The sequence below is a fragment of the Candidatus Nitrosopumilus sp. genome (genome assembly GCF_040878665.1).
Lineage (GTDB): Archaea > Thermoproteota > Nitrososphaeria > Nitrososphaerales > Nitrosopumilaceae > Nitrosopumilus.
Genome location: NZ_JBBDLU010000007.1, coordinates 190,107 through 203,007 on the forward strand (window position 1 = coordinate 190,107; position 12,901 = coordinate 203,007).

Consider the following 12,901-nt stretch of genomic DNA (forward strand, 5'->3'; position numbering starts at 1 on the left):
TGTAAAATCACATCTGTTTTTGTAAATACTTAACCCTCGACAGAGTTGGCTCTTTCGTCAATTACTTTTCTTAAAACCTTAATGTGTTCAGGATTTGTTCCACAGCAACCACCAATAATTCTAACTTTTTTGTATTCATGAAGAAAATCGCCTAATGCCTGCCCCATTTTTTCAGGAGTCATTTTGTAAACTGCTTTACCTCCATCATTTTCAGGCATGCCTGCATTTGGGACCACTAGTAAATTGTGTTCATTTTGCTCATCTAACCATTGAACACTTGGTGTCATCTCAATAGGGCCAGTAGAACAATTTAATCCAAAAACATCAATTCCCATATCAGAAACAGTTGTGTATGCAGCTTGGATGTTTGTACCAAGTAACATTTTTCCATATTGATCCAATGTAGTATTTGCAATGATTGGAACTTTTTTGCCAGTCTTTTTGATTGCATTATGACATGCTTCGATGACAAGTTTAACTTCTAGAATATCTTGGCTTGTTTCAATAAGTAATGCATCAACACCTCCAAGAATTAATCCTTCAGCTTGCAACTCAAATGCTTTACGTATCTCATCAAGTGGTTTTTGACCAAGATCAGGATCATTAGAACTTGGAAGATAACCAGTAGGACCCATGGACCCAATTACATATCGTGGCTTGTCAGAATATTCTTTACAAACTTCTAATGCAAGCATGGCAATTTTTTTATTAAATTCAATTGTTTTATCGCCAAAACCATATTCGTCAAGTTTAATTTTATTAGAACCAAAAGAGTTTGTTTCAATACAATCAGAACCTGCATCCAAGTAACTTTTGTGAATTTGTTTAATCCATTCAGGATGTGTTATAACTAAACCATCATTAAAGCCATCTTGGTTATTTGGAAAGTCTTCAGGCTTTGGATCATATCTTTGAATTTCAGTTCCCATTGCACCATCAAATAACAATATTCTATTTTTTAACGCATCAAGAAATGGTTCTTTTTCTGTCAACTTGATTTCAAAACATTCTAGCAGAGTTTAACTCTTTTCAGAAAAAACAACGAAGCGATGTAGGATTCATACGTATGTTGAAATTAGGTGAAAAAGAATTCGTTATACATTTATGCTAAATCTTCAAGTCAACAATCTAGTTCGTAGTGCAACATTTTTTCAGCATGCGGGAATCTCGATTATCTTTGTGTTCATGCCTATTATTGCCAAAGGGGTCACAGAATCAGTCTTTGAGATCGGGCTTTTGGTAGCATCATTTAGTTTTGCCCAGATTTTATCTGAAATTTATTTTGGTAGGCATTCAGACAAGAAAGGAACCAGGCTCAAATTCATCAGAATTGGATTTATTGGTTGTGCTATAACATTTGGATTACATTATTTTGCAGATGATCTTACAATGTTTTTTCTGGTAAGAATTGCAGCTGGGATTGCAAGTGGAATAATGATTCCTGCAATGATTGCATATTCCTACGAAGCAAACATTGATAAAAAAAGAGCAGCTACGGTCATCTCATTTCATGCATTAGGATGGCTTGCAGGAATTGCAGCGGCCGGATTTGCAAATGATCTTAAATTAATTTTCTTGATTAGTTCAGCATCATTTGTTATTGGATTACTCTTTACAATCAAACTGCCAAATCCAGAGCAAGTAAAAGAATTGGCACCAGGAACTATGAGCAAAGTCATTTTGAAAAACAAATTTCTATTTACATCATTATTACTAAGACATATTGGTGCAACGGCAGTATGGACAATTTTTCCAATCATATTAATGGAGAAATGGGGAGCTGAACTTTATCAAATTTCAATTGTGTATGTTGCAAATACACTGACTGCATTTATTTTGATGAATGTGATGGCAAGCAAAATAAATCTCTCAAATATAACTAAATTCAAAATAGGTATTGGATGTACGACATTTGTATTTGTGGGATTGTTGTTTGTAACAGAGTGGTGGATGGCAATGCCATTTATGGCACTTGTTGGTGGAACATGGGCATTTTTGTTTATAGGAGGAAATTTTCACTTGATGGAAAATAATCCGCATTCCACATCAACTGGAATATTTAGTTCCACTATATCCATTGCAACAGTAGTAGGTCCCATAATTGCAGGAGGAATAGCATATTTGTTTGATTATAACTCGGTGATGTATTTTGCAATTATTGTAATTATTTGTGCATTTGTAGTATCATTAAAGATTAGAAAATAAAAAAAATCAAAATTATCTTAATCCCCATCTGGACATTACTTTGTCTTCTAATTTTTTAAAAACAAGTCCATCTATAACCAATCCAATTGCCATAATCACAATCATGATGGCAATTACCTGAGACACATCAGTTAGAGAACGTCCTGCATTAAGTAAAAAACCCAATCCCAGGTATGAAAATAACAATTCTGCTCCAATTACACCCCTCCATGCAAACGCCCACCCTTGTTTAAAGCCAGAAATCATGTAAGGAAATGCAGCTGGAATCAATACTGCAGTGATCAATTGGGTATTCTTTGCGCCCATATTCCTTGCAGCTTCAATAAAGTGAGGATCGATGTTTTTGACACCAGAGTAAGTATTGATGGTAACTGCAAAGATTGCACCAGCTACAGTTACAAAAATGATTCCTCCATCAGTCAATCCAAACCAAAGTATTGCAAGAGGTACCCAAGCAACTGAAGGAATTGATTGCAATCCCAAAACAAGTGAGCCGACAGTTTGATTTACAACTTCTACTCGTGCCATGAAAATTCCAAGTACAATGCCGCCAGCTATTGCAATTGCCAAACCAATCAACAATCTCCACATACTAGTTGCTATACCATAAAATAAGCTACCATCAGTTGCACCATATGCCAAGTCTTCAGCTACTTCGTATGGGGATGGGAAAATATTATCAGGCCAAATTCCGGCTATAGATATAATCTGCCAAACTGCAACTATTCCAATGTAAAATACAATTTTGTAAGGAGCGTAATTTTTTGCCACATTCATCACTGTTTAGTCTTCTTTATCTCAGGTCGAAGTTCTCTCAAAATATCTTGTTGAAATTTCAATAATGATTCATCTTCAGTTACTCTAGGTCTTGGAAAATTATTTTCAACTTCTTTTTTGATTACAGATGGACGATTACTAAATATTGCAACTTTAGTTCCAAGTACTGCAGCCTCTGAAACACTGTGAGTTACAAACAAAATTGTCTTCTTTGTCTTCTCCCAAATCAATTGCATCTCAACTAATAACAAATCACGAGTCTGTGCATCAAGTGCTGCAAATGGTTCATCCATCAATAACACATCCGGATCCATTACAAGTGCTCTGGCAATTGCTACTCTCTGTTTCATTCCAGTTGAGAGTTGAAAAATATATGAATCGGCAAATTTAGTCAGTTGCATCATATCCAAATATCTGTGAGATATCTTTGCCCTCTCTTCTTTTGGAATACCTGACATTTTCAATCCAAATTCTACATTGTCTTGCACCTTAAGCCATGGAAATAACGCACCTTCCTGAAATACCATAATTCTTTCAGGTCCGGTCTCATTTACAGGATGACCATCAAATAGAATCTGCCCCTCGTCTGGCTTTTCCAAGCCTGCAACTATGCGTAAAAATGTTGATTTACCACAACCCGAAGGACCCACTAGACATACAAAATCACCTGCCTCAACTTTGAGATTAATTCCACCAAGAGCTTTGAGTTTATGAGAATCATGGCTGAAATATTTTACAATATTTTTTGCCTCAAGTTTAGTCATCTAGTCATCTACCTCCAAACTAGGATTTGAATCAAAAGAGTAAAAAATTTCAGTCAAATCATATCCATTTCTTCCAAGATAGCCTAACGCATCGGCTTTTTTTGCAAAAGAGTGGATAGAATCACTTTTAGGATCATCAGTAATAACAATGTTAGATAATGCAACATCTATAACATTATCAGACAGAGATTTGCCCAAATGAGATTTTAGAAAATCGTTAAAGATCACTCTTGTCTCAATAGGATTTTGATTAATCCATATTGCTGTTTCATGATTGGACGTTAAGAAATTAGAAATTATTTGAGGGTGTTTCTCAACATAATTAACATTCCCAATTAAAAGAACAGATGCAAATTCTTTGTTGGGCCATAAATCTTCCTCATAGAATAATCTTTTTCCATCAAGTTCAGTTTCAAAAATAGTTGCCCATGGTTCTGGAACCCATGCACCATCAATATCTCCTTTAACAAATAATGTATAGATATCAGGATTTGGAATATTGTAAATAATTACAGAACCTCCTTTATCAGCTGATTTTAATCCATTTTCAGACAGATAACTTCTAAGTGAAACATCTTGAGTATTTCCAATTTGAGGAGCTGCAATTTTTTTTCCTGCAAAGTCAGATGCAGAAAGTATATCAGAATTTGGATGTACGATAAAACTAGCACCACCACTTGCAGCACCGGCCAGAATTTTTACATTATGACTCTCAGAATTTAGAAATCCCGTTATTGCAGGACCAGGGCCCACATATGCCAAATCAACAGAATTTGCAAATAGAGACTCTATTGCTTGAGGTCCACTATCAAAAATTCTAGTTTCAATTTGAACATCATTACCAAGACTTTTTTCAAAAAAACCTTGTTCAATCCCTACTACTGGAATTGCATGACCTATGTTAGGAAAGTAAGCAATACGAATCTTATTTTCATTGATTTTATCATCAGAACTAAGAACAACTCCTAAGGAAGATAGTAAAAAGACCCCTACAACTCCAATAATGAGTATAGATCTAGTTTTCATAAAACAGCGTTATATTTGACGGTTAAATAATCATCGAATTTTAGCTCAAGCTAGTCAAAGATTTTTCAAAATAATTAGATTATTTACCCATCACAAAAGATAAATTCGAAATTACGACGTAAAAAATGTTTTATGACTCAAAAAGGAATTCTGGCTTTTTCTGGTGGATTAGATACTTCAGTTGTTGTAAAATATCTGCAAGAAGAACATGACATGGATGTCATCACGGTAACAGTAGATGTAGGACAAGGTGACGATAGTAAAAAAATTGCAACCAAAGCAAAAAAACTAGGAGTAAAAAAACATTACAACATAGATGCACGAAAAGAATTTGTAAAAGATTACATTTTTCCATCAATTAAAGCAAATGCTCTTTATCAGAAAAAATATTGTCTTGCTACAGCGCTTGCAAGACCACTAATTGCAGAAAAAGTTTTGGAGATTGCTAAAAAAGAAAAAGTCACAGCACTTGCACATGGTTGCTCAGGTAAAGGAAATGATCAAGTGCGTTTTGACATTACATTACGTTCTGGTTCTGATCTTCCAATCATAGCTCCAATTCGAGATAAAAATTTAGACAGAGAAACTGAATTAAAATTTGCAAATAAACATGGAATCGAAATAGATGCAGTTGCAAAAAGATTTAGTATTGATCAAAATTTGTGGGGACGTGCAATAGAAGGTGGAGTGTTAGAAGATCCATTTGTTGAACCACCAGAGGATGCATTCATTTGGGTTAAAACAAAAAACTTACCAGACAAACCAACATACTTGGATATAGAATTTCAACAAGGAATTCCAGTTGGAGTTAATGGAAAAATTATGGAGGGACAAAAATTAATTGAATATATCAACAAAAAGGCAGGGGATGCAGGAGTTGGAATTGTAGATCATATTGAAGACAGAGTTGTAGGAATCAAATCAAGAGAAGTGTATGAAACCCCAGCAGCAACTTGTCTGATTGAAGCACATGCAGATTTAGAAAAAATGGTACATACCAAACATGAAAATAAATTCAAATCAATGATAGATGATGAATGGGCATATCTGGCATATTCAGGATTGTGGCAAGATCCGCTTAAAACAGATTTAGATGGATTCATTGAAGCATCACAAAAACCAGTCTCTGGAACTGTGAAACTAAAGTTATTCAAAGGAGGTCTCAGAGTGGTTGGAAGAAAATCTAAGAACTCATTGTATAGTCACAAGATTGCAACTTATGGTACAGAATCCACATTCGATCAGAGATTGGCCAATGGATTTGTCCAATTATGGGGAATGCAGTCAACAGAAGCTAATAAATTACAAAAGAAAAGGTCTACAAAAACATGAACTGCCCAGAATGTGATGCAACATTAAACATCCCAGACGATGCCTCAGTAGGAGAAATAGTCTCCTGTCCTGATTGTGGCGCTGACTTTGAAATCGCAAAAAAAGACGGAACAAATGTCGAGCTAAAGCAAGCAGAAAGTGTAGGCGAAGACTGGGGAGAGTAATGTCAAAAGTCTGTATCGTGTTTGACCGTCTAAGAGCGGAAGAAAAGATGTTGGAAAAAGCAGCATCTGATTTAGGACACGATGTAGTGATGCTAGATGCAAAAATTACTCAAGTTAACACAGATAGTAAAAAAGAAGACTATGATTTTGGAGAGGTGGTTTTAGAAAGATGTGTTAGTTATTTTAGAGGGCTTCATTTTACTGCAAGTTTAGAATTTTTTGAAGTTCCAGTACTTAACAAATTTGAAGTTGCAAGTGTTTGTGGAAATAAAATGTTCATGACATTGTTATTAAAAAAAAATAATGTGCCAACACCAAAAACATATTTCTCATTTTCAAGTGAAAGTGCAGCAGAGAATTTAGAAAAAGTTGGATTCCCACTAGTAATCAAACCAGTTATTGGTAGTTGGGGAAGAGGTGTAATGCCTCTAAAAGATAAAGATACGATGGAGGCGATTTTTGAAATTAGAGATATTACGGACAGCCCACATGATCGAATTTATTATTTACAAGAATTAATTGAAAGACCACCAAGAGATATCAGGGTAATCACAGTAGGAGATGAGCCTATTGCCGCCATGTATAGAAAGTCTTCAGGAGGATTCAAGACAAATATTGCACTTGGTGCAGATCCGGAGCTTTGTGAGATCACAAAAGAAATGGAAGACATGGCTGTAAAAGCTTCAAAAGCCATGGGAGGTGGAATTTTAGGAATTGACATGATGGAAGATGCCAAAAGGGGCCTGATCGTTCATGAAGTGAACAATACAGTAGAATTCAAAGGGCTATCAAGAGTTGCGCAACGAAATATACCAAAAGAAATGATAGAATATGCGCTAAACTACGTTAGGAAATAAATTATACTTCGTTACGAGTGGTTTTATGATGAAAGTCGGAGTTATTGGAGCATCAGGTTATGTAGGTGGAGAAACACTTCGTCTTCTGGTAAACCATCCAGATGTAGAGATCACTACAGTAACATCAAGACAACATGTTGGTGAATATCTGCACCGAATTCAACCAAGTTTGAAAGGATTTACCGATCTGACTTTTTCAGAATTAGATTATGACAAATTAACTGACAAATGTGATCTGGTTTTCACAGCAGTACCACATGGAACTGCAACAGAGATTGTAAAAGCACTATATGATAGAGGAATGAAAGTAATTGATTTGAGTGCTGACTATAGATTACATAATCAAGAAGCATACGATAAATGGTACGGATGGGAACACCCACATCCAGATTATTTAGCAAAATCTGTTTTCGGAGTTCCTGAGTTACATAGAGAGAAAATCAAGAATGCTCAACTTGTTTCATGTCCTGGATGTATGGCAGTAACTTCAATGTTAGCACTTGCACCATTAATTAGACATGACATTATTGACACAGAACACATCATTGTTGATTCAAAGATTGGTTCATCTGGCGCAGGCTCTGGTTCAGGAACTGCACATGCAATGAGAGCAGGTGTGATTAGACCATACAAACCAGCAAAGCACAGACACACCGGTGAAATAGAACAAGAGCTTAGTGAAATTGCAGGACATAAAATTCGTGTTTCAATGAGTCCACATGCTGTCGATGTAGTTCGTGGTATATTGTGTACAAACCACACATTCTTGAAAAAAGATATTGATGAAAAAGAATTGTGGAAATTATATCGTGAAGCCTACGGTGAAGAAAAATTCATCAGATTGATTCGAGATAAAAAAGGATTATACAAATTTCCAGATCCAAAATTCTTAGTTGGTTCAAACTTTTGTGATATTGGATTTGACATAGATGAGGATAACAATAGATTGATTGCATTGTCTGCATCAGATAATCTTATGAAAGGTGCAGCAGGTTCTGCCATTCAAAACATGAATGTAATGTGCGGTTTTGATGAAATGGATGGACTAAGATACACCCCATTAACTCCTGTTTAGAAATGATCACAATCAAGATTGGTGGAAGTGTAGTTGATAATTTACATCCATCCATAATTACAGATATTAAAAAAATAGCAGAATCTGAAGGGGTAATTTTAGTTCATGGTGGAGGAAAGGAAGTTACTAAAGTTTGTGAACAGCTTGGGAAAGAACCAAAGTTTGTTACATCACCTAGTGGAATCAAGAGTAGATACACAGACAAAGAGACAGCCGAAATTTTTACAATGGTAATGTCAGGTAGAATAAACAAGACAATTGTGCAAATGCTTCAAAAAAATGGCATAAATGCAATTGGTCTTTCAGGAGTAGATGCAAAAATAATTCAAGCAGAAAGAAAAAAGAAGTTACTCATAGTTAACGAAAAAGGTAGAAAACAAGCAATTGACGGCGGATATACAGGAAAAATTATCGATATCAACTCCAAATTCATCAAATTGCTTTTAGACCAAGGACTAACACCGGTAATTTCACCAATAGCCATTAGCGAGGAATCAGAATTCCTCAACGTGGATGGAGACAGGGCTGCAGCATATGTTGCAGGAAAGGTTGGTTGTGATAAAGTATTATTCATAACGAATGTTGATGGATTACTAATGGATGATAAACTGGTTCCAAAACTATCACTTGCTGAAGCAAAAGAGATCAGACCAAAAATTGGACCAGGTATGGAAAAAAAGATTTTAGCATCCACTGAAGCACTAGATATGGGAGTTAAAGAAGCACTTATTGCAAATGGCCAAAAAGAAAATCCTATATCAGCAGCAATTGCACATGATAATTGTACGGTGATTAAAAATGAGTGAAGATCAATTTATGGGGAATCTCTATCAGAGATTTCCAGTTACAATTGAAAAAGGAGTAGGATGCCATGTATGGGATGTGGATGGCAAAGAATACATCGATTGTATGGGAGGATACGGAGTCTCATTAGTAGGTCATCAGAATCAAAGGGTCAACAACGCAATCAGAGAACAAATAGATAAAATTATCACAGTACACAGTTCGCTGTACAATAAGACACGTGAAGAATTTTTGAAGATGTTAGTTGGTTTAGCTCCTAAAGGACTCACACAAGTTCATCTAAACAACAGCGGAGCAGAAGCAATAGAAGCTGCAATAAAATTTGCAAGGAAGTTTACAGGTAAAAAAGGAATGGTAGCAATGAAAGGATCATACCACGGAAAATCATTAGGAGCATTATCAATAACATTTAATCCAAAATACAAAAAAGCATTCGAACCACTTGTTGAGAAAGTTTCCTATGCATCATTTGGAGATATTGAATCACTACGAACAACAATTGATGAAGATACTGCGTTTGTAATCTTAGAACCAATACAAGGAGAAAGTGGAATCAATGTTGCACCTGATGGATTTCTACAAGATGTTAGAAAGCTATGTGATGAGAGAGGGATTTTATTAATTTTTGACGAAATACAAGCTGGTTTAGGCAGAACCGGACGAATATGGGCGTGTGATCATTGGGATACAGCACCAGATATTTTATGTCTTGCAAAAGGAATCGCAGGAGGAGTGCCAATGGGGGCAACACTTGTCAGACCAGATATTTTAGCTTCGATGAGCAAAGGTGAACACTCATCAACATTTGGAGGCAATCCATTATCTTGTGCAGCAGGAATTGCATCACTTAAAGCACTTACAGAAGATGGATTGATTGAAAACTCTGAAAAAATGGGAAAAATCTTCAGAGAAGGATTAGAGAAACTAAAAGAGAATCACACCATGATCAGAGAAATCAGAGGCAAGGGACTGATGATAGGAGTAGAAATGAAATTCGATGTAAAAGACATTTTAATGTCATTAATAAAAGAAGGAGTCCTTATGCTATATTCTGGAAGAAACATACTGAGAATTCTTCCTCCATTATTAATATCAGAAGAAGACATAACAAAAGTTTTACATGCTTTGGATAAAATACTAACAGAAGAGGAAAAAAAATTAAATGTATAAAGACAGTATTGATGAAAAAATTATAGGTTATCTCAAAGAAGATTCAAGAGAATCATTTGTAGATATTGGTAAAAAATTAAAGTTATCAGAATCAGCAGTGAGAAGACGTGTAAAAAATTTAGTAGATAGTAAAACTATCAAAAAATTTACACTTGAATTGGGAGAAGAAAATACTACTAGTGCGATTGTTCTAGTATCAGTAGATTCAGCAATGGATACTTCCAAAGTATCACTTAAACTTGCCAAGCTAGATGGAGTCAAAACAGTTTATGAAATTACAGGCCAATATGACATTACAACAATTATGAGCGGCTCAAACATTTCAGAAATTAACAATACAATAGATGCATTAAGAAAGATTCCAGGTGTTGTCGATACTAACACTGTAATTATTTTAAGAAAAATAGCCTAAAACGACTTTCGTCCTAGAATTTTAATTATGAACTAATTTAGGATCATTATTAGTTATTTCCAACGAAAATAGTACGAATATGTTTATATCATCAATTTATGTCAGCGATATCAGTAATGAAAGATCCGAATCACTATGCAAACATATACAACGCATATGACAAAACTCCAAAGAAGATACGAATACTAGACAGTACTCTAAGAGAAGGAGAACAACATCCTGGTGTTTCATTTACAAATAAACAAAGAATCCAGATTGCATGGATGTTAGATTATTTTGGAGTTGATCAAATAGAAATATCGCCAGTTGTGTCAAGTGATCATAAAGAAGCAACCAAGACAATCATTAAACAAGGGTTGAAAGCAGATATTGTTTCACATGGACGTGCACTCAAAGAAGATATTGATATTTCCCTAGATTGTGATGCAAAATGGTGTGCAGCATATTTAGGAATTTCAGACATACATTTGAAAGATAAATTACGAATTTCAAGAGAAGAAGCACTTGAAAGAGCAGTAGAGACTGTAGAGTATGCAAAATCTCATGGCTTAAAAATTAGATTTACAGTAGAAGATGGAAGTAGGGCAGAGCCTGAATTTTTATTAAAAGTTTGCAAAGCAATCGAAGAAGCAGGTGTAGATAGAATAAGTCTTCCAGATACAGTTGGAATTTTACGTCCAATTGGAATGTATAATTTTGTGAAAAAAGTTAGAGAGATAGTAGACGTACCATTAGATGCACATGTTCACAATGATATTGGTTTTGCACTTGCAAACGCATTTTCAGCATGTGATGCAGGAGTTGATCAAATTCATACTACTATTGATGGTATTGGCGAAAGAACAGGAATTCCGCCTCTTGCAGAAGTTGCAGTTGCTTTAACATATCTGTACAAATCACCTAATGATTTAAGATTAGACATGTTACTTGATCTCTCTAGATTAATTGAAGAATATACCGAAATTGTACCTTATGATTCTAAACCAATCGTGGGTAGTTCAGCATACAAACACAAGGCAGGAACTCATCTTGCAGCAATACTTAGAAATCCTGCAGCCTATGAACCAATCCCACCAAGAGCAGTAGGCAATAGAAGAAGAATTGTCTTTGGAGAACTAGCAGGGAAGACAGGTGCAGCATATTTGATGTCACTATTAGGTCTTGAGAAAGACGATGCTGGTGCAAAGGCAGTGGCAGCAGGTTTGAAAAATCTCAGAATGGGAGATCTTATTGAGATACCACTAGAAGACAGACTCGAGAAAAAAATAATTAACGATAAATAGAGAGGAGTAATTAAGATAAAACATGTCAAAATGTGAAGAATGTGATGCAGATATTTCTGTTCCAAGTGATGCACTTGAAGGAGAAATTGTAACATGTCCGGAATGTGGCGCAAGTTTTGAATTAGCAAAAAGTTCAGACGGTTTCCAATTAAAGCCTGCCCAAACGGTTGGCGAGGATTGGGGACAGTGAGTCCTGACGTTACTATTCTTTACGATACCATCCGTTGGGAAGAAAAAGCTCTTCTAGAAGCCGGTAAGAAAATGAATATAGACATACAAATGGTTGATTGTAAGAAGCTCGCATTAAATTTAGAAAAAAAACCTGACGATTACGGAGTAGTGATTCAAAGATGTGTAAGTTACTATAGAAATCTTCATTCAACTGCTGCACTAGAAGGTCTAGGAGTTAAAGTGATTAATTGTCTTAATACAGGTGTTTTTGCAGGAAATAAATTATTTACACATATGTTACTAAAGAAATTTGGAGTACCTACGCCAAATGCAACAGTGGCATTTTCAAAAGAAGCAGCATTGGAAGCTTTAGAAATACAAGGATTCCCAAGAGTCATCAAACCAACAGTTGGCAGTTGGGGAAGATTAATTTCAAAAATAAATGATAAGGATTCTGCAGATGGGATTCTTGAAAGCAGAGAAAACATGTATCCAATTTATCAAATTCATTATTTGGAAGAATTTGTACAAAGACCACCAAGAGACATTAGAGCAATTATGGTAGGAGATAAAATAGTTGCAGCAATTTACAGAGTTTCTAAACATTGGAAAACAAATATGGCACTTGGAGGGACAGCTGAACCCTGCAAGGTAACACAGGAAATGGAAGAAATGTGTATAAAGGCAAAACATGCAGTTCAAGGAGATATCGTAGGTGTAGATTTGATGGAAAGCGATGAGAGAGGACTAGTTGTCCACGAGGTCAACAACACAACAGAATACAAGAATACTGTAAGAGTGTGTGAAGTAGACATCCCATCCGCAATGCTTGATTACGCACTGAAGATAGACAAGTAAGAA

15 protein-coding genes are annotated in these 12,901 nt (G+C 35.5%); 11 read left to right on the forward strand and 4 right to left on the reverse strand.

Annotated elements, in window-relative coordinates:
* Positions 1–29: 29 nt before the first annotated feature.
* A complete protein-coding gene (locus tag WDZ98_RS07480) occupies positions 30–992 on the reverse strand; it encodes a homocysteine S-methyltransferase family protein (protein WP_368059678.1) in 963 nt (320 codons plus the stop codon).
* Positions 993–1,104: 112 nt separating this feature from the next.
* On the opposite strand from WDZ98_RS07480, the gene WDZ98_RS07485 reads away from it, so the two are divergent.
* Positions 1,105–2,205, forward strand: coding sequence for an MFS transporter (locus tag WDZ98_RS07485; RefSeq protein WP_368059676.1), 1,101 nt, complete (start codon positions 1,105–1,107; stop codon positions 2,203–2,205).
* A 12-nt stretch (positions 2,206–2,217) separates the two neighbouring features.
* Here the strand turns inward: WDZ98_RS07485 and WDZ98_RS07490 are convergent, their stop codons facing one another.
* The 3 genes from WDZ98_RS07490 to WDZ98_RS07500 are packed head-to-tail and all read right to left on the reverse strand — an operon-like array spanning position 2,218 to position 4,772.
* Positions 2,218–2,976 carry an ABC transporter permease gene (locus tag WDZ98_RS07490; RefSeq protein ID WP_368060958.1) on the reverse strand — a complete coding sequence of 253 codons (759 nt, stop codon included), beginning with the start codon at positions 2,974–2,976 and terminating at the stop codon, positions 2,218–2,220.
* 5 nt (positions 2,977–2,981) lie between these two features.
* On the reverse strand, positions 2,982–3,746 hold the full coding sequence (locus tag WDZ98_RS07495) for an ABC transporter ATP-binding protein (protein ID WP_368059674.1): 765 nt from the start codon (positions 3,744–3,746) through the stop codon (positions 2,982–2,984).
* Positions 3,747–4,772, reverse strand: coding sequence for an ABC transporter substrate-binding protein (locus tag WDZ98_RS07500; RefSeq protein ID WP_368059672.1), 1,026 nt, complete (start codon positions 4,770–4,772; stop codon positions 3,747–3,749). It lies immediately after the preceding gene.
* Between the two features lie 132 nt (positions 4,773–4,904).
* Between WDZ98_RS07500 and WDZ98_RS07505 the strand changes: the two genes are divergently transcribed.
* The 10 genes from WDZ98_RS07505 (at position 4,905) to lysX (WDZ98_RS07550) (ending at position 12,898) form a co-directional block, all read left to right on the forward strand.
* The gene (locus tag WDZ98_RS07505) at positions 4,905–6,104 is read left to right on the forward strand and encodes an argininosuccinate synthase (RefSeq protein ID WP_368059670.1); all 1,200 of its coding nucleotides are present in this window, start codon (positions 4,905–4,907) and stop codon (positions 6,102–6,104) included.
* Positions 6,101–6,268, forward strand: coding sequence for an alpha-aminoadipate/glutamate carrier protein LysW/ArgW (lysW/argW, locus tag WDZ98_RS07510; protein WP_368059668.1), 168 nt, complete (start codon positions 6,101–6,103; stop codon positions 6,266–6,268). The genes WDZ98_RS07505 and lysW/argW (WDZ98_RS07510) overlap by 4 nt, the downstream gene beginning before the upstream one ends.
* On the forward strand, positions 6,268–7,125 hold the full coding sequence (lysX, locus tag WDZ98_RS07515; protein WP_368059666.1) for a lysine biosynthesis protein LysX: 858 nt from the start codon (positions 6,268–6,270) through the stop codon (positions 7,123–7,125). The genes lysW/argW (WDZ98_RS07510) and lysX (WDZ98_RS07515) overlap by 1 nt, the downstream gene beginning before the upstream one ends.
* 28 nt (positions 7,126–7,153) lie before the next feature.
* On the forward strand, positions 7,154–8,200 hold the full coding sequence (gene argC, locus WDZ98_RS07520) for an N-acetyl-gamma-glutamyl-phosphate reductase (RefSeq protein ID WP_368060134.1): 1,047 nt from the start codon (positions 7,154–7,156) through the stop codon (positions 8,198–8,200).
* 2 nt (positions 8,201–8,202) lie between these two features.
* On the forward strand, positions 8,203–9,006 hold the full coding sequence (locus WDZ98_RS07525) for a [LysW]-aminoadipate/[LysW]-glutamate kinase (protein WP_368059664.1): 804 nt from the start codon (positions 8,203–8,205) through the stop codon (positions 9,004–9,006).
* Positions 8,999–10,174 carry an aspartate aminotransferase family protein gene (locus tag WDZ98_RS07530; protein WP_368059662.1) on the forward strand — a complete coding sequence of 392 codons (1,176 nt, stop codon included), beginning with the start codon at positions 8,999–9,001 and terminating at the stop codon, positions 10,172–10,174. The genes WDZ98_RS07525 and WDZ98_RS07530 overlap by 8 nt, the downstream gene beginning before the upstream one ends.
* Complete coding sequence (gene lysM, locus WDZ98_RS07535) at positions 10,167–10,586, forward strand: HTH-type transcriptional regulator LysM (RefSeq protein WP_368059659.1); 420 nt, start codon at positions 10,167–10,169, stop codon at positions 10,584–10,586. Before WDZ98_RS07530 ends, lysM begins: the two co-directional genes overlap by 8 nt.
* Positions 10,587–10,702: 116 nt before the next feature.
* A complete protein-coding gene (locus tag WDZ98_RS07540) occupies positions 10,703–11,869 on the forward strand; it encodes a LeuA family protein (RefSeq protein ID WP_368059657.1) in 1,167 nt (388 codons plus the stop codon).
* A gap of 22 nt (positions 11,870–11,891) precedes the next feature.
* A complete protein-coding gene (gene lysW/argW / locus WDZ98_RS07545; RefSeq protein ID WP_368059655.1) occupies positions 11,892–12,059 on the forward strand; it encodes an alpha-aminoadipate/glutamate carrier protein LysW/ArgW in 168 nt (55 codons plus the stop codon).
* Positions 12,056–12,898, forward strand: a complete 843-nt coding sequence (gene lysX, locus WDZ98_RS07550; protein WP_368059653.1) for a lysine biosynthesis protein LysX — start codon at positions 12,056–12,058, stop codon at positions 12,896–12,898. The genes lysW/argW (WDZ98_RS07545) and lysX (WDZ98_RS07550) overlap by 4 nt, the downstream gene beginning before the upstream one ends.
* Positions 12,899–12,901: the final 3 nt, after the last annotated feature.